This is a genomic window from Aquirufa esocilacus (assembly GCF_042715595.1).
In the GTDB taxonomy this organism is placed as follows: Bacteria; Bacteroidota; Bacteroidia; order Cytophagales; family Spirosomataceae; genus Aquirufa; species Aquirufa esocilacus.
Map to the genome: position 1 here is coordinate 1,014,351 of NZ_JBBKXX010000001.1, position 23,293 is coordinate 1,037,643.

At 39.2% G+C, this 23,293-nt stretch carries 21 protein-coding genes; 14 read left to right on the top strand and 7 right to left on the bottom strand.

Annotated elements, in window-relative coordinates:
• Positions 1-14: 14 nt before the first annotated feature.
• Entirely contained in the window at positions 15-1,073 is a 1,059-nt protein-coding gene (recA, locus tag SKC37_RS04475) for a recombinase RecA (protein ID WP_377980301.1), read from the bottom strand.
• A gap of 126 nt (positions 1,074-1,199) precedes the next feature.
• Between recA and SKC37_RS04480 the strand changes: the two genes are divergently transcribed.
• Positions 1,200-1,991, top strand: a complete 792-nt coding sequence (locus SKC37_RS04480) for a DUF3108 domain-containing protein (protein ID WP_377980302.1) — start codon at positions 1,200-1,202, stop codon at positions 1,989-1,991.
• Here SKC37_RS04480 and SKC37_RS04485 read toward each other — a convergent pair.
• Positions 1,967-3,256: a cryptochrome/photolyase family protein gene (locus SKC37_RS04485; protein ID WP_377980303.1), complete on the bottom strand. Its 1,290-nt coding sequence runs from the start codon at positions 3,254-3,256 to the stop codon at positions 1,967-1,969. The two genes, SKC37_RS04480 and SKC37_RS04485, sit on opposite strands and share 25 nt — an antisense overlap.
• 120 nt (positions 3,257-3,376) lie before the next feature.
• Here SKC37_RS04485 and queA point away from each other — a divergent pair, with 120 nt between their 5' ends.
• The 6 genes from queA to SKC37_RS04515 all read left to right on the top strand — a co-directional run bounded on the left by queA (position 3,377) and on the right by SKC37_RS04515 (position 10,599).
• A complete protein-coding gene (gene queA, locus SKC37_RS04490; RefSeq protein ID WP_377980304.1) occupies positions 3,377-4,429 on the top strand; it encodes a tRNA preQ1(34) S-adenosylmethionine ribosyltransferase-isomerase QueA in 1,053 nt (350 codons plus the stop codon).
• Between the two features lie 20 nt (positions 4,430-4,449).
• A complete protein-coding gene (locus tag SKC37_RS04495) occupies positions 4,450-5,115 on the top strand; it encodes a 2-C-methyl-D-erythritol 4-phosphate cytidylyltransferase (protein WP_377980305.1) in 666 nt (221 codons plus the stop codon).
• A 3-nt stretch (positions 5,116-5,118) separates the two neighbouring features.
• Positions 5,119-7,494: an efflux RND transporter permease subunit gene (locus tag SKC37_RS04500; RefSeq protein ID WP_377980306.1), complete on the top strand. Its 2,376-nt coding sequence runs from the start codon at positions 5,119-5,121 to the stop codon at positions 7,492-7,494.
• Positions 7,495-8,676 (top strand): MFS transporter, encoded by a 1,182-nt coding sequence (locus SKC37_RS04505; protein ID WP_377980307.1) that lies wholly within the window; start codon positions 7,495-7,497, stop codon positions 8,674-8,676.
• On the top strand, positions 8,666-8,848 hold the full coding sequence (locus SKC37_RS04510; protein WP_377980308.1) for a hypothetical protein: 183 nt from the start codon (positions 8,666-8,668) through the stop codon (positions 8,846-8,848). The genes SKC37_RS04505 and SKC37_RS04510 overlap by 11 nt, the downstream gene beginning before the upstream one ends.
• A 128-nt stretch (positions 8,849-8,976) precedes the next feature.
• The gene (locus tag SKC37_RS04515) at positions 8,977-10,599 is read left to right on the top strand and encodes an NADP-dependent glyceraldehyde-3-phosphate dehydrogenase (protein WP_377980309.1); all 1,623 of its coding nucleotides are present in this window, start codon (positions 8,977-8,979) and stop codon (positions 10,597-10,599) included.
• A gap of 86 nt (positions 10,600-10,685) precedes the next feature.
• Here the strand turns inward: SKC37_RS04515 and SKC37_RS04520 are convergent, their stop codons facing one another.
• Positions 10,686-12,302 carry an ABC-F family ATP-binding cassette domain-containing protein gene (locus SKC37_RS04520; protein WP_377980310.1) on the bottom strand — a complete coding sequence of 539 codons (1,617 nt, stop codon included), beginning with the start codon at positions 12,300-12,302 and terminating at the stop codon, positions 10,686-10,688.
• Between the two features lie 87 nt (positions 12,303-12,389).
• On the opposite strand from SKC37_RS04520, the gene SKC37_RS04525 reads away from it, so the two are divergent.
• Positions 12,390-12,995, top strand: a complete 606-nt coding sequence (locus SKC37_RS04525) for a DUF3822 family protein (RefSeq protein ID WP_377980311.1) — start codon at positions 12,390-12,392, stop codon at positions 12,993-12,995.
• The gene (coaD, locus tag SKC37_RS04530) at positions 12,982-13,440 is read left to right on the top strand and encodes a pantetheine-phosphate adenylyltransferase (protein ID WP_377980312.1); all 459 of its coding nucleotides are present in this window, start codon (positions 12,982-12,984) and stop codon (positions 13,438-13,440) included. Before SKC37_RS04525 ends, coaD begins: the two co-directional genes overlap by 14 nt.
• On the opposite strand, the gene SKC37_RS04535 is transcribed toward coaD, so the two are convergent.
• Entirely contained in the window at positions 13,432-14,112 is a 681-nt protein-coding gene (locus SKC37_RS04535; RefSeq protein ID WP_377980313.1) for an NUDIX hydrolase, read from the bottom strand. The genes coaD and SKC37_RS04535 overlap by 9 nt on opposite strands.
• A gap of 92 nt (positions 14,113-14,204) precedes the next feature.
• Here SKC37_RS04535 and pyrE point away from each other — a divergent pair, with 92 nt between their 5' ends.
• A complete protein-coding gene (pyrE, locus tag SKC37_RS04540; RefSeq protein ID WP_377980314.1) occupies positions 14,205-14,843 on the top strand; it encodes an orotate phosphoribosyltransferase in 639 nt (212 codons plus the stop codon).
• On the opposite strand, the gene dprA is transcribed toward pyrE, so the two are convergent.
• A complete protein-coding gene (gene dprA / locus SKC37_RS04545) occupies positions 14,844-15,911 on the bottom strand; it encodes a DNA-processing protein DprA (protein ID WP_377980315.1) in 1,068 nt (355 codons plus the stop codon).
• A 25-nt stretch (positions 15,912-15,936) separates the two neighbouring features.
• Positions 15,937-16,266: a MerR family transcriptional regulator gene (locus tag SKC37_RS04550; RefSeq protein ID WP_377980316.1), complete on the bottom strand. Its 330-nt coding sequence runs from the start codon at positions 16,264-16,266 to the stop codon at positions 15,937-15,939.
• A 116-nt stretch (positions 16,267-16,382) separates the two neighbouring features.
• Between SKC37_RS04550 and alaS the strand changes: the two genes are divergently transcribed.
• Genes alaS through SKC37_RS04570 form a run of 4 tightly spaced genes read left to right on the top strand, consistent with a single transcriptional unit; the run spans position 16,383 to position 22,042 of the window.
• Positions 16,383-19,025 (top strand): alanine--tRNA ligase, encoded by a 2,643-nt coding sequence (alaS, locus tag SKC37_RS04555; protein WP_377980317.1) that lies wholly within the window; start codon positions 16,383-16,385, stop codon positions 19,023-19,025.
• 5 nt (positions 19,026-19,030) lie between these two features.
• The gene (locus SKC37_RS04560) at positions 19,031-19,996 is read left to right on the top strand and encodes an aminodeoxychorismate synthase component I (RefSeq protein ID WP_377980318.1); all 966 of its coding nucleotides are present in this window, start codon (positions 19,031-19,033) and stop codon (positions 19,994-19,996) included.
• A 1-nt stretch (position 19,997) separates the two neighbouring features.
• Entirely contained in the window at positions 19,998-20,597 is a 600-nt protein-coding gene (locus SKC37_RS04565) for an aminotransferase class IV (RefSeq protein WP_377980319.1), read from the top strand.
• 8 nt (positions 20,598-20,605) lie between these two features.
• Entirely contained in the window at positions 20,606-22,042 is a 1,437-nt protein-coding gene (locus SKC37_RS04570) for an ATP-dependent DNA helicase (RefSeq protein WP_377980320.1), read from the top strand.
• Here the strand turns inward: SKC37_RS04570 and ald are convergent.
• Entirely contained in the window at positions 22,037-23,122 is a 1,086-nt protein-coding gene (gene ald / locus SKC37_RS04575; RefSeq protein WP_377980321.1) for an alanine dehydrogenase, read from the bottom strand. The two genes, SKC37_RS04570 and ald, sit on opposite strands and share 6 nt — an antisense overlap.
• Positions 23,123-23,293 lie beyond the last annotated feature (171 nt).

The following is a 23,293-nucleotide window of genomic DNA, read 5'->3' on the forward strand; positions in this document are numbered from 1 at the left end:
CACTTGTGTGTCGCTTATTCAGCCACTGCATCTTTATCAATCAGCGCACTGTCATCTACTTTCACTTTATCTTTAATCTTAGCCTCTAACTCCTCCATTAATTCAGGATTATCCTTGATCAAGTCTTTCACCGCGTCACGACCTTGACCTAAGCGATTTCCATTATAAGAGAACCAAGATCCTGATTTGTCGATGACATTTAAATCAACACCTAAATCCAAAATCTCCCCTGCTTTCGAAATACCTTCGCCATACATGATGTCGAACTCAACAACCTTGAAAGGAGGCGCTAATTTATTCTTGACTACTTTTACTCGTGTTCTATTACCTGTAATCGAATCTGCACTCTCTTTGATTTGACCCGCACGACGTATATCTAAACGTACTGAGGCATAAAATTTAAGTGCATTACCTCCAGTAGTTGTCTCTGGTGATCCAAACATTACCCCGATTTTATCGCGTAATTGGTTAATAAAGATGCAGCAACAACCGGTCTTATTAATAGTACCTGTTAATTTTCGTAATGCTTGTGACATCAATCGAGCTTGAAGACCCATTTTAGAATCTCCCATCTCGCCCTCTATCTCCGCTTTAGGAACTAAAGCAGCCACCGAGTCAATCACAATGATATCAATGGCTCCTGAGGAAATTAAATGTTCTGCAATTTCTAGTGCTTGCTCACCATTATCTGGTTGTGAAATTAATAGGTTCTCGCAATCAATACCTAACTTCTCTGCATAAGAACGATCAAAAGCGTGTTCAGCATCAACGAAAGCAGCTAAACCTCCTGCTTTCTGGGCTTCAGCAATCATGTGTAATGTCAAAGTTGTTTTACCTGAGGATTCAGGACCGTAAATTTCAACCACACGACCTCTAGGCACACCACCAATTCCTAAGGCTAAGTCTAATCCTAATGAACCTGTTGAAATGACAGGAACATCCATCACTTTACTATCTGATAAACGCATAACGGTACCTTTACCGTACGCTTTATCTAATTTTTCTAACGTTGTTTGTAAAGCTTTTAACTTTTCAGCCGCTAGGCCTTGCGCATCACTAGCTTGTTTCGCCATTTTCGTTTTTTATCTAAATATTTATAGGGCAATCGACTATATTTGTTTAATCATTTGGCCTATACAAAAATAGAAAATTGCCTCTAATTTTTTATACAAACAATTGATAATATATTGTGCTTTGTCATGAAAAATCAGTCTCTTGTTATTTTTCTATTCTTATGTACTTGCTTGAACCTTTTCGGGCAAGAAAATAATGCCTTGATTGCAGGAGAAAATTTAAAATACCGAATACATTTAGGATTCATCAATGCAGCAGAAGCAACGATTAAGAGCAGTACAGGAACGAGTGTTTTAGATAATCAAACGGTTAGAAAGGTTGAAATAGAGGGCAAAACAACAGGGATGCTTGAATTATTTAGTCCACTGAGAGACTATTGGTCTGCTCAAATCGATACAAAAACTTTATTTCCCATACGGACCGAAATGCGTAAACGCGAAGGACGTTACCGCAAAGAAGAAACGGTACTATATCAAATGGACAAAGGTTTTGCAAAAATCACCTCTCCACAAAATAAACCGGTGTCCAGTACCATATCGGGACCTAAAGATTTACTAGATCTCATTTCAGCCTATTATTTCTTGCGCAGTAAACCCGTAGCAGACAAGAAGCCTGGTTCTAGATGGTCCGCTCAAGTATTAGTAGATAGTAAGATTTACGAATTAGTTTTAGTGGTCAAAGCCAAAGAAACTATCGATACCGAAGCAGGTAAAAAGGCTAGCATCAAAACAAACATATTGTTACCTAAAAACAATTTATTTAAAGAGGAGGATGCTATTCGTCTTTGGATTAGTGATGATGAATACCAAGTCCCCTTGAAAATTCAGGTCAACCTAAAGATAGGTTTTTTAACTATCGACTTAATCGATTACAGCATACAAGGGAAGAAAATCTACTTCCCCAGAGCGTCTTTATAAGCAGCTAATACACGAACCCGAGCGAATTCGTGGTTAACGATAGGTGCAGGATACGTCAATTCTTGCAATTCTGGCACCCATTTTTTGATATAAGCCAAAGATTGATCAAACTTTTGTGTCTGCAAAGTGGGATTAAAAACTCTAAAATAAGGAGCCGCATCACAACCGGAACCAGCCGCCCACTGCCAACCTCCATTATTCGCAGCGAAATCAAAATCTAACAGTTTTTCTGCAAAATAAGCTTCGCCCCAGCGCCAATCTATTAATAAGTGCTTCACTAAAAAGCTTGCAACAATCATTCGAACTCTATTATGCATAAAGCCTGTAGCATTCAGTTCTCGCATTCCTGCATCCACAATCGGATAACCCGTCTTTCCTTCGCACCATGCTTTAAATTCATCTTCGTTATTGCGCCAATTCATTCGATCGTACTCCTTTCTAAAGGAGTGTTTTTCGGAGATGTGAGGAAAATGATGTAGTATATTAAAGTAGAAATCACGCCAAATCAATTCATTCAACCATACCTCCGATTTACCCAATGCCTGGCGAACCAAAGCGCGAATCGAAACCGTTCCAAAACGCAGATGCACTGATAGTCTAGAAGTTCCTGGTTTGGCAGGAAAATCACGATCCTGACCATAGGCTTTAATTAATTCATCCGCAACAGTAGCCTGGGGGAAAACTAAACCTGACGGTTGAAAACCAATATCTTCTAATGATGGTATGGTAAAGGTATCGGATATATAATTTGTACTAGCCGATGAATGAAAATTAGGAAGCGAAGTCTCCGCTAATATGGCTTTCCACTTACGTGAATAAGGCGTAAAAACGGTATAAGGTGTACCTGCTCCAGACAATACTTCGTCTTTCTCAAATACCACTTGGTCCTTAAATGTGCAAAATTCGATACCGCTTTCGTTTGCCAAAGTGCTAATCGCAGCATCGCGATCTATTCCATACCGTTCATAATCATGATTCGTATAAATTCGAACTACGTCCCATTCAGCTAGCAACTCTTTAAAAATCGCTAGGGGATCGCCTTGTTTTACGCACAAGTGTCGTCCAATCATTTCACTCAATTGAGAGATCGATTCGTGAATAAACTCCACTCTCCCATCCTTTTTAGAGGGCAAACGAGCTAGAATGTTCGAATCAAATATAAAGAGAGGCAGCACTGGCTCTGCTTGGGACAAAGCTTGGAATAATCCATGATTGTCTTCTATTCTTAAATCGCGCCTAAACCAAAATATCGAAACTTTTTTCATCCCCTATGTATCTTAAAGGGGTAAACTACGCAGATTCTAGATTGTTTCAAAAATTTACCTTGACAAGCCCCCCATCAATATGGTATATTTGTAAATTATAACTATTCAAACCCGCTGAGAATGAAATTATCTGAATTCAGATTTGATTTACCACAAAACTTAATTGCACTTAACCCTACTGAGAATCGCGAAGATGCGCGCATGATGGTGGTTAATCGTAAGAATAAAACCATTGAACATAAGAAGTTCACTGATATCATCGATTATTTCGGTGAGGGTGATGTATTAGTAACAAACAATACAAAGGTATTTCCTGCTCGTTTGTATGGTAACAAAGAGAAAACAGGCGCTCAAATCGAGGTATTTTTATTACGTGAATTGAATAGAGAACACCGTCTTTGGGATGTATTAGTAGATCCAGCTCGTAAAATACGAGTAGGCAATAAATTATATTTTGGTGATTCTGACTTAGTTGCTGAAGTTATTGATAATACAACTTCTCGCGGACGTACCATTCGTTTTTTATATGATGGGGATCACGATGCTTTAATGCAGGCTATCCACGAACTGGGAGAAACTCCACTTCCGGATGAGATTCGTTCAAAAAGAAAGGCTACTGATGACGATCGCGAACGTTTTCAAACGATTTATGCGGAGCACGTAGGTGCAGTAGCGGCCCCAACGGCCGGATTACACTTCTCAAAAATTATCATGAAGCGCATGGAGTTGAATGGGGCACAATTTACACCCATTACTCTTCACGTAGGCTTAGGTACATTCCGTCAGGTGGATGTGGAAGATTTGACCAAACACAAAACCGACTCAGAACATTTCATGATCGATGATTCGACTTGCCAATTTGTGAACGAGGCTATTGACAATAAAAAACAAGTATTAGCCGTAGGAACAACGGTAATGAAGGCTTTAGAGTCATCTGTATCAGCGAGCGGCCACTTAAAGCCTATCAATAGCTGGACAGATAAATTCATCTTCCCTCCATACGAATTTAAAATTCCTACAGCCTTGTTAACTAATTTCCATTTACCAGAATCGATTCTATTAATGATGGCATCGGCTTTCGGGGGACATGAATTAATTACAGAGGCGTACAAACAAGCCATTAAAGAGAAATATCGTTTCTTCTCCTATGGTGATGTGATGTTAATCATCTAATAGAACTAATTGGGTTTGCTTTGAAAAAATATGCTATCATTGTCGCAGGGGGCTCCGGTCAGCGAATGCAAAGTACGGTCTCTAAGCAATTTTTGCTTTTGCAGGGCAAACCCATTTTATACCATACGCTAGCTGCCTTTTATCAGGCAGATGTTTCCACAGAAATAATCCTGGTATTACCTGCTGAGCAGTTTGACTATTGGGAATCACTTATGGCGGGTCTCCCTCCTATTCCACACCGGTTAGTAGCCGGAGGTGACTCTCGATTTCAAAGTAGCCAAAATGCTATTCAATCCTTGCTTGAGGACGGTATGGTAGCTATACACGACGGAGTAAGACCCTTAATAGAACCCTCACTGATTTCTGCCAGTTTTCGATCTGCAGTTGAAAAAGGGAATGCGGTTTTAGCGGTGGCATCAAAGGATTCTGTTCGGTTTTATTCACCGAAAAAAGACGCATTTGAACATTTAAATCGAGAAGCGATCCGTTTAATTCAAACACCTCAAATCTTTTCTGTAAAAGACCTAAAAGAGGCTTTCAAACAAGACTATTCGGATGATTTCACTGATGATGCACGGGTGGTAGAAGCTATTGGAATACGCATTAACCTAGTAGAAGGATCTTATAAAAATATCAAAATCACCACTCCGGAAGATTTGCTATTAGCAGAGGTCTTAATGAAATAATCTATGAAAAACGCTTGGAATTGGATTGGAAAAAGTATCCTACAGTATAAATTCCCTCTCATCGGATTCATCTTTTTGCTAACCATTGGATTAGGTTACAAAGCCAGTCAAATCCAATTGAGCTACGAATTAGCCAAAATTCTTCCTGCCTCTGATGAACGCTTTCAGTTATATGAAGGATTTAAAAAGAAATACGGTGAAGATGGGGCTGTCATGGTTATTGCTGTCGAAAATTCACAAATTTTCAACCCTGCTGAATTTAAAGCTTGGCGTGATCTTAGTAATGAGGTCAAAAAACAAGCGGGCATTAAAAATGTACTTTCGCTAGCCAGTATTCCTGAATTATACCTTGACTCGACAGAAAAAAAATTCAAAACACGGTTATTACTCGATTCAACCCTAGCCTTAAATTCCGCCAATTTAAGTGCATTTAAAACCAAATTGAATCAAATACCGATCTACAAAAACTTTTTGTACACAGAAGACTTAAAGACGCATTTATTACTAATAACCTTGGATCAAAAAGTCATTAATGATAAAAGCAGAATAACACTTGTGCAGAAAATTAAAGCGCTGGGAGAACAATACCAATCAAATACGCACCATACAGTTCATATGACAGGTATGCCGTTTATTCGTACGGAATACACTCGCCAGGTAACGAAAGAGCTTAGCTTATTTTTAGTACTAGCCATTGTTGTCACTTCCCTTATCTTACTATTCTTTTTCCGTTCATTTCAGGTGGTATTCTTTGCGAATATTGTCGTATTAGTGGGCATTGTGGCCTCTTTAGCCACCATCGTATTCTTTGGATTTAAAATCACCCTTTTATCTGGTTTAATCCCTCCACTCATTGTGGTAATCGGAATTCCAAATGTTATTTTCCTATTAAATAAATACCATGAAACGTATTTAGCGGGTAAAACAAAAGAGGAATCATTAATTGAAAGTGCATCCAAAGTAGGAAGGACCTTGTTTTTGGCCAACTTAACCACTTCCATTGGTTTCGGTGTATTTGCCTTTACAGGATCTGCCTTATTGGTTGAATTTGGTATAGTTGCAGCCTTGAATGTGATGATTACATTCTTCATCTCATTAGTGTTGATTCCCATATTCTTCAGCTTTTTAGCACCTCCTAAAAAGAAAGATTTAGCACATTTCGAATCTGTTCGGGTGAATAAATTTCTAAATCAGGTTGATATTTGGGTGCTGCATCACAGAAAATTCATCTATATTTTCATTTCAATAGTGTTGGTCATCTCCTTTTATGGTCTAAGTAAAATTCAGGCAGTAGGTTATATTGTTGATGATTTACCCCGTGACAATGCGATCTATACTGATTTGAAATTTGTGGAAGATCGATTCAAAGGTGTCATGCCATTTGAAATCAATATCGATGCTTTTGAGAAAGGAAGAGCATTGACTCCGGAGCTTTTGGCCAAAATCAAAAGGACTGAAAAACTACTAGCAAAGTATCCTGAATTTACACAAGGGTTATCCATTTTAACCGCAACGAAATACCTTTATCAGGTCTATCGAGGCGGTGACCCAAAATACTTTACACTTCCAGGTATCGATGAATTAGCTAAATTAAAAGACTTCCAATCTAGCCTTGATGGTAAAAACAATACTCAGTTTGCCGGGTTCATTGATAAAGATAAACGCTTCACAAGAATCAGTTTCCAAATGCAGGATGCAGGCACAGTTCGCACTAGAGCCTTATTTGATGAAATTCAGCCTAAAATAGATAGCATTTTTAGAACAGATATCGAAACGGGGGAATTATTACCTGTAGGAGATAAAAGAGGTTACCAAGCCGATGTGACAGGTAATTCGGTCATCTATGCTTTCCAAACAGAATACTTGCAAATCAACCTGATTGAAAGTACCATCACAGCTATCATATTGATTTGTATTTTGATGGCACTGTTATTTAGATCTTGGAAAATGGTGTTAATTTCTACGCTACCTAGCTTAATTCCATTGATAATTACAGCGGGATTGATGGGCTATTTTGGTATTGCATTAAAACCTAGTACCATTTTAATTTTCTCTATTGCTTTTGGTATTTCGAGTGATGGGACTATTTATTTTTTGACTCGGTACAAGGAAGAATGGGCTAACAACAATCAAAATATCCAAAAAGCGGTTCAAACAACCATTTTGAAGACTGGCGTTTCTATGTTTTATACAGCGATGATTCTGTTTTTTGGCTTCTTTATATTCACTGCATCGACTTTTAAAGGGACACAAGCTTTAGGGATTTTAGTTTCTGTCACCCTCCTAATGGCCATGATTTGTAATTTAATATTGTTACCCGCGTTCTTATTAGGTTTAAATAAAAAGGAAATCGCCACCATGTTAGAAGAAGATCTATAAATGACCGCTACAAAACCGTCACTGTATACCTTATCGTTCTTTTTACTTTGCCTAAGTAACTTTTTATTTTCAGCTAGCTTTTCCATGATCATTCCGGAATTGCCGGATTATTTAGCGAGTCTAGGTGGGAAAGAATACATCGGCTATACGATTGCATTATTTACTCTTGCAGCAGGCTTTTCTCGTCCATTTTCCGGAAAATTAACGGACCATATCGGGCGAATTCCCATTATGGCTTTCGGTTCGCTAGTTTGTTTCATTTGCGGCGGCCTCTACCCTCTTTTGCATACTGTACAGGGCTTTTTATTCTTACGATTCATTCATGGAATGTCTACCGGAACTAAACCAACAGCCACAGCAGCTTATGTAGCTGATGTCATTCCGGAAGATCGCAGAGGAGAGGCACAGGGTAGTTTAGGGATCTTTACTGCCACAGGCATGTCGATTGGACCGGCCATAGGTAGTTTTTTTGCCTCGCATTATGGTTTAGATCAAATGTTCTACATTTCCTCCCTATTTGCCCTAGCCTCCATTGTGATTTTAAGTCGTATGAAAGAGACCTTACCTAAGGCGATGAAATCTCGTTTTAGTTTATCTTTATTTCGCATTGGATGGAAAGATGTTTTTGAACCAAAAGTTATCCCTGTGTTTTGGGTGATGTTATTTGTTTCATTTTCTGCTGGAGCCATGATCACCTTAATTCCTGACACCTCAAAAGTCGTGGGCTGGACAAATAAAGGCTTGTACTTTACTATTTACACTATTTCTTCGATCGTCATTCGCTTCTTTTTTTCCAAAGCATCTGATCAATATGGTCGTATTCCTGTGTTAATTTTTGGCTGCTTTATGCTTAGCATATCCATGTTTTTATTGGTATTTACAGCAAATTCTTATCTATTAATTACTTCAGCCATCATTTACGGAATTGCTTGGGGATTTAACACTCCTACTTTAGCAGCTTGGACAAATGATTTAGGAGACAAAAACCACATGGGGCGTGCCATGGCCACCATGTATATAGCTTTAGAGGCAGGAATCGGCATAGGCGCCTATGTTTCTGGAGAAATTTACCAAGGAGTCGCTAGCCAAATTCCCATTCCATTTTTATTAGCCGCCTTGTTATCTTTGTTAGCTTTTGTTTTATTGTGGACGAAAAAAAGAAATTGGACTTATGGAATTTAGCGAATATCTAACACAGAAAAACATCTGTTTTACTAGCTTTTCTGCCGCAGAACCTAGTGTATTCAAAAGCTGGTCTGATGCATTCAATCTTTTGCATCCAGCTAGTTTTACCGAACAAAATAAGTTCATTATCAATAAAATCAGACGAAAATATCCTTTGAAAAAAGAGTAATCTTTGGCATTTCTTGGCTTTATATTAGTAAATAACCGGAAAATCATTGCACTATTTAAATAATTGATTCAGTCATTTATTTGAAATGTACTAAATCCGGAAATTTGTAAAAATTAATAAGCAAAATAATGTCAGAAAGCAATTTACAAACCCTCTTCCCTGTTGCTGGGGAAATCCCTAAAGAATACGATCTTACGCAACCTATTGAACAAAAAGAATATTTGGTCAATGGCGAGATGCGTCAATGGAAAGGCAAAACTCAAGACGTTTGGTCTCCTATCTACGTGAAAACAGACAAAGGTTTCGAGCAAAAACGTATTGGCTCCTATCCTATCACGGATGCTGCAGATGCGATGGAAGTTTTGTATGCTGGTGTTAAGGCTTATTCAAATGGCCGTGGCGAATGGCCATCTATGACAGTTGCTCAACGAATCGAATGTGTAGAGAAATTCACGCAGAAAATGATTCAAAAGCGCGACGAAGTAGTCAAACTATTAATGTGGGAGATTGGTAAATCACTAGGCGACTCACAAAAAGAATTTGACCGTACCGTTCAATACATTTACGATACTATCGGTGCTTTGAAAGACATTGATCGTACTTCTTCTACATTCTTAATAGAAGAGGGAATTATCGGTCAAGTGAGACGCTCACCACTAGGTGTGGTGCTTTGTATGGGACCATTCAACTACCCGTTGAATGAAACCTTTACGACGCTTATCCCTGCCTTAATCATGGGTAATATCGTTTTATTCAAACCACCCAAACACGGTACTTTATTACATTATCCCTTATTAGAGGCATTTAAGGATTCATTCCCAGCAGGTGTTATCAACACACTATATGGCCGTGGAAACTCCATAATTCCTCAGCTAATGGAATCCGGAAAAATTGACGTATTAACCTTAATCGGTTCCTCGAAAGTAGCGGATAAATTAAAGAAAATGCACCCAAAAGTTAACCGTTTACGGGCTATTTTAGGCTTGGATGCTAAGAATGCAGCTATCGTAACAGAAAGTGCTGATCTAGATTCTGCAATCAATGAATGTTTATTAGGTTCACTTTCATTCAACGGACAACGTTGCACAGCGGTAAAAATCATTTTCGTTCACAAATCACTTGCTGATAAATTCAACGAGGGGTTAGCGAAGAAAATCGAAGCGCTTAAATTAGGTATGATGTGGGAACCTGGTGTTCAAATCACTCCTCTTCCTGAGCCGAACAAACCTGCTTATTTAACTGAGTTGATTGAAGATGCGAAGTTACACGGCGCAAAAGTGATGAACGAACATGGTGGAGAGAACTTCAAATCAATCTTTTTCCCTGCCTTATTGTATCCAGTTAATAGCAAAATGAAAGTATGGCATGAAGAGCAATTTGGACCCGTGGTTCCAGTAGTTCCATTCGAAAACTTAGATGAGCCAATTGATTATATCCATGAATCCTCTCACGGACAACAAGTGGCGATTTTTGGAACCGATGTAAACCAAATTTCAGAGTTAATTGATGCAACGGTGAACCAAGTTTCTCGTGTGAACATTAATGCACAATGCCAACGTGGGCCGGATTCATTCCCTTTCACCGGCCGTAAAGATTCTGCAGAGGGTACACTATCCGTTACAGCGGCTTTACGTTCGTTCTCCATTCGGACGGTAGTAGCCACTAAAGCGACTCAATCAAATAAAGATATCGTCAATGCGATTGTGGAGAACCAACAATCGAATTTCTTATCGACACGATTTATCTTGTAAATTAAATTTGGTTCAAATAAAAAGGCCAGCTCTTTCGGGCTGGCTTTTTTTATATGAATGATAATGTGCAACGATATTTGCCATAACTATTTAAGTGCGGCTCTTTGCGCTTTCACGGCAGGATCCGTAATGAATTCATCGTATGTCATTAACTTATCTAATTGTCCTTTAGAACCGATCTCAATCACACGATTTGCCACCGTATCCGTTAATTGGTGATCATGGCAAGTGAAAAGCATTGTTCCTGGGAATTCAATCATTCCATTATTCAATGCGGTGATTGATTCTAAATCCAAGTGATTTGTAGGCTCATCAAATAATAGCACGTTTGCCCCTGATAACATCATCCGAGAGAACATACAACGTTGTTTTTCTCCACCAGAGATAACCGTACATTTTTTCAATGCCTCATCTCCAGAGAATAACATACGTCCTAAGAAGCCTCGAATAAAACTTTCATCCTTTTCTACTGAATACTGACGTAACCAATCCACTAGATTCATTGAATCATCTTGGAAGTATTTGGCATTATCATTCGGCAAATACGTTTGTGTAGTGGTTACCCCCCATTTGAACTCACCTGAGAAGTTTGTGTTCTCTCCAGCTAGAATATCTAAAAGTGCAGTAATGGCCAAAGAATCTTTAGCTAATAAAGCTACTTTATCCCCTTTATTAATGGTGAAAGATAAATTCGTAAATAAAGGTGATCCATCCTCTGTTTTCGCAGACAGATTTTCTACACTTAATAATTGATCCCCTGCTTCACGTTCAGGCTTGAAATTAATGAAAGGATACTTACGAGAAGAGGGCTTAATGTCATCCACCTGTAATTTATCCAACATTTTTTGACGAGAAGTTGCTTGCTTGGACTTCGCCACATTCGCTGAGAAACGACGAATAAACTCTTCTAATTCTTTTCGTTTTTCATCCGTCTTTTTATTCTGATCCGTACGTTGACGAGCAGCTAATTGTGATGATTCATACCAAAATGTATAAGTTCCACCATATAATTGAATCTTACCAAAATCTAAATCAGCAATGTGAGTACAGACATTATCTAAGAAGTGACGATCGTGAGAAACCACAATTACCGTATTCTTAAAGTTCATCAAATAACCCTCTAACCACAAAATAGAATCAATATCCAAGTTATTCGTAGGCTCATCCAATAGTAAGATATCTGGGTTACCGAATAAAGCCTGAGCTAATAACACTTTGACTTTATCCGATCCATTCAAGTCTTTCAATAAAGTATAATGCAAATCTGCTGAAATCCCTAAACCACTCAATAATGAACCCGCTTCTGACTCCGCTTCCCAACCATTTAATTCCGCAAATTCTGCTTCTAAATCTGCTGCCTTATTCCCGTCTGCCTCTGTAAAATCTTCTTTCAAGTAAATAGCATCTTTTTCTAACATAATGTCATAAAGACGCTTATTTCCCATAATCACAGTCTGTAGCACTTCTACCTCTTCGTATTCAAAGTGATTTTGCTTCAAAATCGACATACGTTCACCTGGATTCATCGAAACAGAACCTGTTTGCGACTCAATTTCGCCAGATAAAATTTTCAAGAAAGTTGATTTACCTGCGCCATTGGCACCAATTAAACCATAACAGTTACCCTCCGTAAATTTGATGTTAACTTCTTCAAAAAGGACTCTTTTCCCAAAACGTAGGGACACATTAGATACTTGCAACATAGGAGCTAGATTAAATAGGGTGCAAAATTACTAATTTTGGCACCGATTATCATATTTTTTTTGCAATTTCGAAAGGAATTAGACATTATGGAACCCACAAATTCGGCCGAAACCTTGCATCTCCGACTTAATGCGGAAAATTTTAGGGAGCAATTGCAAGCTCATCCGAAGAAAGATCCACGGGTTAAATCAGTACAGATTGAAATCTCCTCTGAGTATTTCCTCTTAATTCCCTGTGATTTTGATTCTCCTACTTACCGCTTTGGTTTTTTAGAAAAAGCCCTAGGAGAGTACGCCTTAGTGGGAAAAGAAATTCACCAACAACACATAAGCACTGAAAATGCGAATTTAACTTTTCTAGTTCCTAGTGATTGGAAAGATTATATTTCCGCTCATTTTTCATACGCCAAAATCACTTACACCCATTCACTAGCTCACTGTTTATCACAAAACGAACAGCAATTGACCTTATTTGTTCAGGGTAAATTAGCCTTTGCAGGTCTATACCAAGGAAACAATTTACAACTAGCAAATGTATACCCTTTCGAATCTGCAATTGAATTAGCCTTTTATTTGCAATCTATTCGAGATGCGTTTTCTTTAAATTGGACTCTAAATCCTCCCCTGTTAGTGGCAGGATCAGAGGAGATACCAGACGCAGAACTTTACCAAATACCTTATGTCAAATTCTAAAAAAGCGTTTTTCCCTGGATCATTCGATCCGTTTACTAAGGGTCACGAAGATATCGTATTGAGAGCTTTAGCTTTATTTGATGAAGTCATCATAGGCATTGGGCAGAATTCTAATAAATCCCGTTATTTCCCCTTAGAAAAAATGGAGGAATATATTCGCAAAACTTTCGAGGGCAAACCAGTAAGTGTGGTGACTTACCAAAACTTAACCGCAAACGTTGCTCATGAATATGGAGCAAAATTCATCATTAGAGGATTACGTAATACGACAGATTTCGAATATGAAAACTCCATATCACAAGTAAATAGACATATTCACAACGAGCTTGAAACGGTATTTTTAATTACTTCCCCTCACTTAGCTCCGATTAGTTCAACTATTATCCGTGACTTACATCGCTATGGAAGTCCAGTGGACCAATATTTGCCTTATACCTTAGATTAATTTTTTGAATTTTTCGATGACGTAGCGAATCGATGAATAGGTATTGGTCAAAGCATGCAACTGCTTCTTTTCGTTTAACCACTCCACTTTCTCGATCCCCTCTTCTGTTTGCGGAATAAGTGTACCCGTGAAGTTTGTTTTCATGCCATACCAACGCGTTTTTTTCAACACTAACTTATTCTTGTGCGTATAGGTATGATAGGTAGTGCAAATCTTTTCCCCTAAATCGGCTTTCACATTGCATTCTTCCTCTACCTCTCTAACGGCAGCTGATTCGAATTTCTCATTCTTTTCCAGTTTACCCTTGGGCAAATCCCATTTACCCAAACGATACATCCACAAAATATGCTGATCCTGGTTAACTACCACCCCACCAGCAGCTTCCACCAACTGATACATTTTAACAATCTTCTGCTTAAAAAGCTTGCGATCATCTACAATGAGATAAAGAGCGTGAAAATGAATACCAGATTTGGCATGCAAATTCATTAATATCTTCTCCACCTGATCAGTGCTAGCATTGATAATACACGTGTGGCCACTGAAATTCTCCACTTTTAAAGGGGACAGTCGAGCGTCTAGGACTAAATCAAAATCCTCATTAGATGGCATTTCTCCCAACTCTTTCTTCTTCACAATTCTGATCGGTCGATCATCAATAAAAATTACCATCTTTTCAATTTTGTGTGGCAAAAATAGAATTAAATAGTGAAAGATAAACTGAATAAATTATTTTTGTAGATATAAATTCAGAAACGACCCTCATGCAAAATTTAACTATTCCACAAGAAGTTGCCCATCACCTGTTAAAGATCCAAGCTATTCAACTGCGTCCAGATCAACCGTTTACTTGGGCATCTGGCTGGAATTCCCCTATTTATTGCGACAACCGCGTTTCTTTATCTTTTCCTGAAGTCCGTACCTATATTAAAAATTGCCTTTCTGCTGCCGTAAAAGCCTATTTCCCTCAGGCTGATATTATCGCAGGTGTGGCTACCGCCGGTATTGCACAAGGTGCCCTGGTAGCGGATTATTTAGATTTACCATTCTGTTATGTTCGCCCAGAGCCTAAGAAACATGGAATGGGAAATCAAATTGAGGGTAAAATCGAAAAAGGTCAAAAAGTCGTTCTTATCGAAGACTTGATATCCACAGGAGGAAGTTCTTTAAAAGCGGCCGATGCTTTAAAAGAAGCCGGAGTTGAAGTATTGGGTATGGTAGCCATTTTCACTTATGGTTTCGAAATAGCAACTGAAAACTTCAAAAACCACAACATCCCCTTGTATACCCTAAGTGATTACAATGCGTTAATTGAAGAGGCCGTTAAATTAGATTATGTAACAGAGACCCAATTAATGACCTTACAAGATTGGCGAGTTTCTCCAAGTACCTGGCGTAAATAATTAGGCTAACATATATCCATCACCATCCGTCGATTGAATCATCCCTGTTAATTCTAAATTCAACAAAATGAGTGCGAGCTCATCTTGCTGAATTTCTCCTCGCTGTACAAGTTCATTAAATGATAATTGACCCTCTCGATGTAAAAGGGAAATGACCGCTGATTCATTCAGAGTGAACAGTTTTTGACTTAAACCGGGATTTAAGGCAAGTCGGTCTTTCGCCTGTTCCCAATTTAATTCCTGCATCAAATCTTCCCAAGAAGTATATATGGTAGCTTTATTATTTCGGATTAAAAGGTTGCACCCTTTCGAAAATGGCCGATTTAAACTGCCCGGCACCGCAAAAACAGTCCGATGATAATTAGCTGCATAATCTGCGGTAATCAATGCACCGCCTTTTTCTGCGGCTTCGACAATCACAGTCGCATCAGAAAGGCCTGCAATAATTCGATTACGAATAGGGAAATTATAGGATGCTGGGGGAATATGAGGAGCATACTCTGACAGCAATGCACCATCGACTAGTATTTGTTCGACATAAATAGAATTTTCAAACGGATACAAATGCCTGAAACCTCCGGCTAAAACCGCAATGGTAGGGACACCATACGTAAGACAAGCTTTGTGAAGCGTAATATCAATTCCTCGCGCAAAACCACTGACTAATATGACTTGATCTTTAATGGCAGCTTGAACTAACTCATCTGTCACCTTTTTTCCCACATCACTAGCATGGCGAGTGCCTACAACGGCCACCATACGATGAGCATTCAGATCTGCTTCTCCCTTTTTAAATAGTATTAAGGGAGCATCATATAAGTATTTAATACGCTGGGGATAGGCTGTGTCTTCAAAATAGAGAATTTGAACTTGGTCTTCCAAACAAATTTGCACCGTCTTTTCAGCTTCCATCAACGCTTGAGAGGCAAAGGCTTGATACGAGGCTAATCGAAAAATATCAGAAAGATCGGGATAGAGAAAAGCCAGTTCTTTTCCTTTAACAGGGCCTACTTTGGGTAAATAGGTTAAAGCAATTTGGTATACTGGTAGCGAATAAGTGGTTTTCATCGGAGTAATTTTCCGAAACCTACGCTTATTCCAGGTCTAAATCTGCTTTCATACCTTGTAAAAAATCACGAATATCAGTTAATTGATTAATGATATTTTGATGTGGATTTTTTTCTTTGCCTTGGAAATTTAATGCTTGTTTAGCCCCCTCAATTGTCATTCCTCGTTCCTGAATTAAACTAACCAATACCTTGATTTTTTCAATGTCTACTGGGGTATATTTACGGATGCCAGAAGCTGCCCGCTTAGGGGATAAATGGGGGAATTGAGTCTCCCAATAGCGGATCTTGGACGGATTCACTTGGAAAATGACGGCAACCTCAGAAATCGTATAATATTGCTTCGTTAATTCCATTAATAATTTTAAACCCAAAATGGGCTTCTTCAAAAATTAGACTTAATTTTGTGATTCCTTTTAACAGGTGCCTTTGGTAAAAATACAAAGGTTCCATTCATTTTACAATAGAACGCATGACCTCTTCTGAGATACGTCAACAATTTTTGGATTTCTTCCAATCTAAAGGCCATTTAATTGTTCCATCAGCTCCACTGGTGGCTAAAAATGACCCTACCCTTTTATTCAATAATTCGGGTATGGCACAATTCAAAGATTTCTTTTTGGGAAACGGAACACCGCCCTCGAAAAGAATTGCGGATACACAAAAATGTCTTCGTGTTTCAGGAAAGCACAATGACCTCGAGGATGTAGGATTTGATACCTACCACCACACGATGTTTGAGATGTTGGGAAACTGGTCTTTTGGCGATTATTTCAAAAAAGAAGCCTTAACCTGGTCATGGGAATTATTAACAGAGGTTTTTAAGTTACCGAAAGACCGCATCTATGTGTCGGTTTTTGAGGGAGATAAAAAAGATGGTGTTCCCTTTGACCAAGAGGCTTTCGATATTTGGAAAGCAATCGTGGGGGAAGATCGTATCATTTATGGTAATAAAAAGGACAATTTCTGGGAAATGGGCGAAACAGGGCCTTGTGGTCCCTGTTCAGAGATCCACATCGATCTAAGAAATCAAGACGAAGTTGATTCCATACCAGGAAAAAGCTTAGTGAATGCGGATCACCCACAAGTAGTAGAGATTTGGAATAACGTATTTATGCAGTTTGAAAGAATGGCAGATGGTTCTTTAGTACCTCTTCCTAACAAACACGTAGATACAGGAATGGGCTTTGAGCGTCTGTGTATGGCGATTCAAGGAAAACAGTCGAATTACGATACGGATGTTTTCCAAGGTACCATTCAATATATCGCCGCCAAAAGTGGTAAAAAATACGGGGAAGAAAAATGGGCTGATATCGCCATGCGCGTTATTGCTGACCACATTCGAGCCATTGCCTTTACCATTGCCGATGGCCAATTACCGTCTAACAACAAGGCAGGCTATGTTATCCGTCGAATTTTGCGTCGCGCGGTACGTTACGGTTATACCTATTTGGACTTCAAAGAACCATTCTTGCACTTATTAATCCCAGGACTGGCACAGCAATTCAAAGGGGTATTCGATGAATTAATCTCTCAGGAAGCCTTTGTGGCAAAAGTAATTTACGAAGAGGAAGTTTCTTTCTTACGTACCTTATCTTCCGGATTAGTTCGTTTAGATAAATTAATGGAAGATTGCTCAGGCAAAATCTTATCTGGAGATGATGTATTCGAATTAAACGATACGTATGGATTTCCAGTTGATTTAACCGCCTTAATTGCTCGCGAAAAAGGTTTGGATATCGATGAGCCTGGATTTAATGCAGCTTTAAAAGCTCAAAAAGAGCGTTCACGTAAAGATGCAGGTGCTAGTGCTGAAGATTGGGTAATCGTGAACGAGGGGGATGAAGTAAGCTTCATCGGATATGATTCGAACGAGACTGATACGCAGGTTTTAAAATACCAAAAGATTCAAAATAAGGCTGGTGTTCAATACAAAGTCGTATTAGAAACAACGCCTTTCTATGCTGAATCCGGTGGACAAGTGGGCGATACAGGTACTTTATTATTTGCGACATCAGGCGTTTCTCTTCCGGTAATTGATACAAAAAAGGAGAATGATTTAATCGTACACATTTTGTCCGATGCGCGTATAGAAACGTTAGCTGGTGAGCCTGTGAAAGCGAGCATTGCGACTTTGCGTCGCCGTGCCATTACACACCACCACAGCTCTACACACTTAATGCAAGCAGCTTTACAAGCAGTTTTAGGTAAGCACGTAGCACAAAAAGGTAGTTTAGTAAACGAAGATTTATTGCGTTTTGACTTCTCCCACTTCCAAAAAGTGACAGACGAAGAGATCAAACAGATCGAGCAGATGGTGAATGCCAAAATCGCAGAGAACATTCCTTTGTTAGAAGAACGCAATGTTCTCATTGCAGAAGCAAAAGATAAAGGAGCGATGGCCTTGTTTGGAGAGAAATACGGTGATTTTGTACGTGTCATTACTTTTGACAAGAACTTTTCGGTTGAACTTTGTGGTGGAACCCACGTTCCATCTACAGGAGAAATTGGCTTATTCAAAATTACTTCTGAAAGTTCAGTAGCTACCGGCGTACGTCGTATCGAAGCCATCACTTCTCAAAAGGCTTATGAATTATTAAGCGAGCAAGAGACATTATTAAGTGAGATCAACGACTTGTTGAAAGCGCCGAAAGATCTGGTAAAAGCAGTGGCTACCTTAATTGAAAGTAATTCTTCACTTCAAAAAACAGTTGCAGCTTACCAACAGAAAGAGATTTCAGGTTTGAAAAATAGCCTATTAAAGGAAATCGTGACTGGACCTGTTCATTCTATCATTAAACAAGTATCCGCACCGACGGCAGATGCATTGAAGAATTTAGCCTTTGATTTACAAGAAAATCAAGAGAACTTATTCGTGCTTTTAGCCGCGGAAATTGACGGGAAAGCTAGCTTAGCCATATCCATCTCAAAAGGATTAGTAGAGAGTAAAGGATTAGTAGAGAGTAAAGGATTAGATGCGGGTAAAATCATTCGCGAATTAGCGAAAGAAGTACAAGGCGGCGGAGGTGGACAACCATTCTTAGCTACGGCAGGTGGACAAAATCCAGCTGGTATTCCTAAATTATTGAATTTAGCGCCATCTTATATAGCCTAAATTCTATGGAAATCCCCTTTTTGCCCTTTGCACAGGTAGCCAAACAATTGGACCTTTGGGGTGAAAAGGGGATTCCTTTTGTCTTTTTGGTAGATTATTCGTTAGAAAAAGCGTGGGCGGGGTCTGAAAAAGAAGCTAGTGACTTAGGAATACAATTTGAATTTGATGCTTCAGGTGAAACGTCAGAAACAGTTGCTTTTACTAAAAGTCCACTTTCATTCGAATCTTATTCCGCTAAGTTCAATCAGGTTCAAGCTGGTTTGAAAAGAGGGGATTCGTTTCTATTGAATTTAACTGCAGAGACACCCATTGAAACACCTCTTACCCTAGTTGAGATATTTCAAAGAGCAGACGCTCCCTATAAAATACTCTGTAGAGATCAGTTCACATCTTTTTCTCCGGAGACGTTCGTGCGCATTCAAAAAAATGAAATTTCCTCTTTCCCGATGAAAGGAACCTTAGAGGTAACCGAAAATTCGGATGCAAGTCAACTTCTAAATGATCCGAAAGAAAAGGCAGAGCATGCCACCATCGTAGATTTAATCCGAAATGATTTAAGCAGGGTAGCCTTTCCTATCCATGTGGAAAAATACCAATACATTGAAAGAGTGAAAACGAATACAGGGGAACTTTGGCAGATGTCCTCCAAAATCACCGGCGATTTAGTACCCCAATTGCACGGTAAGTATGGCTCGTTACTACTGAAATTATTACCCGCAGGATCGATTACAGGAGCCCCTAAAAAAGCGACAATGCAACTCATAAAAGAGGCTGAACAATATAATCGCGGATTTTATACCGGAATTATGGGTAAATTTGATGGAAAATTGTTCAATTCAGGGGTAATGATTCGATTCATAGAAAAACAAACCAATGGACTCGTTTTCAAAAGTGGCGGCGGCATCACCGTATTTTCTGATGTCAAAAAAGAGTACGACGAATTAATCCAAAAAGTATATCTCCCCTTTTAATATGTTCTCATTCCTTGAAACCATTTGTATACAAGACGGTAAGGCTCAGCACCTTGATTTTCATCAAATGCGGGTAAATGAGACTTTCGACCAATTTTTTCCAGAGTGGGAACCTTTTGATGTAGCAGAACTCGTTTCAGAACAAGCACTACCAGCAGAGGGAACACATCGCTTACGTATCACCTACCAAGAGGATCCGGAAACGATTGAAATTTTGCCCTACACTAAAAAGGAGATCAAGCGTTTCGCTTTAGTGGACACGGGTGAAATTGATTATGGCTTCAAATGGAGTGAGAGGGGCTTTTTTCAGACCTTTTTAGAGGCTCATCCGGAGGCAGATGAAGTCATTTTCGTCAAAGACGGTAAGATTCAGGATTGCAGTATGGCTAATTTAGCGTTTTTGAAAGAGGGAATTTGGTATACTCCAGAAGATCCTTTGCACTGGGGAACGACCAGGGCACGTTTAATTATTGAAGAGGAGATAGAAGAAATTGATATTTTGGTGGAAGAGTTAGCCGACTACGAAAGGGTATGCCTACTTAATGTATTCCGTCCACTTTCGCTAGAAAATTCCCTTTCGGTAGCCGATTCTATTTTGTAAATTGAGGTATGTCGACAGATAAAAGTCCCAGCTTTTTACTACACCAAAAGTTTCCTTTTGAACCAACACCCTCTCAGGCGTCCTTGTTTCAAAAGTTAAGCACTTTTGTCCTCAATAAAGACGAATGGGCACCTTTAACCTTTGTTATTAAAGGGTATGCGGGTACTGGTAAGACCACTGTCATTTCTACTTTAATTAAAATCCTACCTGCTTTTGGCTATAAAACCCAATTAATGGCCCCTACGGGTCGTGCTGCTAAGGTTATGGCTAATTATGCCAAGAAAAAAGCGAGCACCATTCACAAAAAGATCTATCGCCAAGTAAGCAATCCTCATTCTGGGGCACTGAGTTTTCAGAGAATGAATAATTATGCCACCAACACGGTCTTTATCGTAGATGAGGCGTCGATGATTACAGATGAGTCGGATTTTGGGACGAATAGCTTATTAACCGATTTAATCGAATACGTATTTACGAATCCAGAGAATGGCCATACGGGCAATAAATTGATCTTTGTAGGAGATACAGCACAGTTGCCACCTGTAGGAAAGAGCTTATCTCCTGCCCTTTCGCGGGATTACATTTCCTCTGAATTCCATATGGAGGTGCTTGACCACGAATTAATAGATGTCATGCGTCAAGATATTGATTCGGGTATATTATACAATGCAACTGCTTTAAGGCAACTTCTATTAGCCAATTCCACTGCCATTCAATTTAACACCAAATCCTTCAAAGACATCTTCCGGATGACTGGCGAAAAGATGGAGGATGGAATGCATTATGCCTATAAGAAATTTGGCAAGGAGGAAACGATTTTGCTGACCCGATCAAACAAAAGCGCTGTTCAATTAAATGAATTCGTACGAAGAACTATTCTATATCAAGAAGATGAAATTTCGAGTGGCGATTTACTCATGATCGTTCGCAATAATTACCATTGGCTGGATGAGGATTCACCTGCAGGCTTTCTAGCCAATGGAGATTTTGTAGAGATCATGAAAATCAAACGAGAGGAAGAGATGCATGGTCAAAGATTCTTAGATGTTTCTTTACGTCTTTGTGACTACGAAGACCATCCTCCTATTGAAGCTAAAATCTTGTTAGAGACCTTGCATTCCACGGAATCTGCACTTGGACGAGAGGCAAATAAGAAATTGTATGATTCCGTTTGCGAGGATTATGCGCACATTCCTAAGAAAAAGGAACGCACAGAGGCTATACGGAAAGATCCCTATTTGAATGCCTTACAAGTGAAATTTGCCTATGCCTTAACGGTTCACAAATCACAGGGTGGACAATGGGCTGCGGTATTTGTGGATCAAGGTTACTTAAAAGAAGATCAAATAGATGCAGAGTACTTACGGTGGTTGTATACCGCTATTACGCGAGCAAGCCATGAGATCTTCTTAGTTAATTTTCACGAACGCTTCTTTCCGTTATAAATTAAAAGTAGCTGCGACACCTGGATGGAATAGTTTACCATCATAGATCGTCAATCCTTTGTTTAAGGCTTCATTTTGAATACAAGCCTCTGTCCAACCTAGATTAGCTAACAAATGCACATAAGGCAATGTCGCTTGAGTTAGAGCCATTGTAGAGGTTTGCGGCACCGCGCCAGGCATATTAGCCACGCAGTAGTGAACGATACCATCAATTTCATAAATCGGATTCTCGTGTGTGGTAGGCTTACAAGTTTCAATACATCCGCCTTGATCTACCGCCACATCTACTAAAACCGTACCAGGTGCCATCTTCTTTAAGTCATCGCGTTTGATTAAATGAGGCGCTTTGGCACCATGTAATAAAACAGCTCCTACCACTAAATCCACTGAGGGTAAAGCTTCTTGAATCGCATAAGAAGTAGAAAACTGAGTGGAAACATTAGCAGGCATCACTTCATCCAAATAACGAAGCCGTGCTAAATTCGTGTCCATAATGATCACATTCGCACCCAATCCTGCGGCCATCTTCGCCGCTTGCGTACCTACCACTCCACCACCAAGCACTAATACATTCGCAGGTTTAACCCCAGGAACACCGCCTAATAATTTTCCTTTACCCCCTTGTGGTTTCCCCAGATAAAAAGCTCCCACTTGAATTGCCATGCGACCAGCGACTTCTGACATCGGTGTTAATAGCGGTAAACTACGATCGGCTAACTCCACTGTTTCGTAAGCAATACAAACCGCATCAGAACTTAGCATGGCAGAAGTTAATTCACGAGACGCGGCGAAATGGAAATAGGTAAATAATATTTGATTCTTTTTAATGAGCGGAAATTCCACTGCTAATGGCTCTTTCACTTTCACAATCATATCAGCGGTGGCATACACTTCAACAGCTGTAGCTAAAATATGGGCACCTGCTTCTATGTATTGTGCGTCTGAAAGGCCCGAGCCCTCTCCTGCACTAGCTTGCACATATACTTGATGGCCATTAGCCGTTAAACCTTGAACACCTGCCGGAGTTAAGCCTACCCGAAACTCTTGAATTTTAATTTCTTTAGGGACACCTATGATCATAACGTATGGTTTTAAAAAGAAAGGCCACCGAAAAAAATTCCGCTGGCCTTTACCTTTGATGAAGTATAATACACTACAAATATAGATAAGACAATAAAATATCTTGCATAATACCATATAATAAGTAATATTTACTCTATAAATTCAATTATACAAGAAATATTAGTCCAC

Bases quoted from the DNA above. Each gene is read 5' to 3' on its own strand.
- SKC37_RS04560 (WP_377980318.1), top strand. From the start codon at position 19,031: ATGGAAATCCCCTTTTTGCCCTTTGCACAGGTAGCCAAACAATTGGAC.
- SKC37_RS04520 (WP_377980310.1), bottom strand. From the start codon at position 12,302: ATGTTGCAAGTATCTAATGTGTCCCTACGTTTTGGGAAAAGAGTCCTT.
- coaD (WP_377980312.1), top strand. From the start codon at position 12,982: ATGTCAAATTCTAAAAAAGCGTTTTTCCCTGGATCATTCGATCCGTTT.
- queA (WP_377980304.1), top strand. From the start codon at position 3,377: ATGAAATTATCTGAATTCAGATTTGATTTACCACAAAACTTAATTGCA.
- alaS (WP_377980317.1), top strand. From the start codon at position 16,383: ATGACCTCTTCTGAGATACGTCAACAATTTTTGGATTTCTTCCAATCT.
- dprA (WP_377980315.1), bottom strand. From the start codon at position 15,911: ATGAAAACCACTTATTCGCTACCAGTATACCAAATTGCTTTAACCTAT.
- recA (WP_377980301.1), bottom strand. From the start codon at position 1,073: ATGGCGAAACAAGCTAGTGATGCGCAAGGCCTAGCGGCTGAAAAGTTA.
- SKC37_RS04525 (WP_377980311.1), top strand. From the start codon at position 12,390: ATGGAACCCACAAATTCGGCCGAAACCTTGCATCTCCGACTTAATGCG.
- SKC37_RS04500 (WP_377980306.1), top strand. From the start codon at position 5,119: ATGAAAAACGCTTGGAATTGGATTGGAAAAAGTATCCTACAGTATAAA.
- SKC37_RS04480 (WP_377980302.1), top strand. From the start codon at position 1,200: ATGAAAAATCAGTCTCTTGTTATTTTTCTATTCTTATGTACTTGCTTG.
- SKC37_RS04515 (WP_377980309.1), top strand. From the start codon at position 8,977: ATGTCAGAAAGCAATTTACAAACCCTCTTCCCTGTTGCTGGGGAAATC.
- pyrE (WP_377980314.1), top strand. From the start codon at position 14,205: ATGCAAAATTTAACTATTCCACAAGAAGTTGCCCATCACCTGTTAAAG.
- SKC37_RS04510 (WP_377980308.1), top strand. From the start codon at position 8,666: ATGGAATTTAGCGAATATCTAACACAGAAAAACATCTGTTTTACTAGC.
- SKC37_RS04485 (WP_377980303.1), bottom strand. From the start codon at position 3,256: ATGAAAAAAGTTTCGATATTTTGGTTTAGGCGCGATTTAAGAATAGAA.
- SKC37_RS04565 (WP_377980319.1), top strand. From the start codon at position 19,998: ATGTTCTCATTCCTTGAAACCATTTGTATACAAGACGGTAAGGCTCAG.
- SKC37_RS04570 (WP_377980320.1), top strand. From the start codon at position 20,606: ATGTCGACAGATAAAAGTCCCAGCTTTTTACTACACCAAAAGTTTCCT.
- SKC37_RS04505 (WP_377980307.1), top strand. From the start codon at position 7,495: ATGACCGCTACAAAACCGTCACTGTATACCTTATCGTTCTTTTTACTT.
- ald (WP_377980321.1), bottom strand. From the start codon at position 23,122: ATGATCATAGGTGTCCCTAAAGAAATTAAAATTCAAGAGTTTCGGGTA.
- SKC37_RS04535 (WP_377980313.1), bottom strand. From the start codon at position 14,112: ATGGTAATTTTTATTGATGATCGACCGATCAGAATTGTGAAGAAGAAA.
- SKC37_RS04550 (WP_377980316.1), bottom strand. From the start codon at position 16,266: ATGGAATTAACGAAGCAATATTATACGATTTCTGAGGTTGCCGTCATT.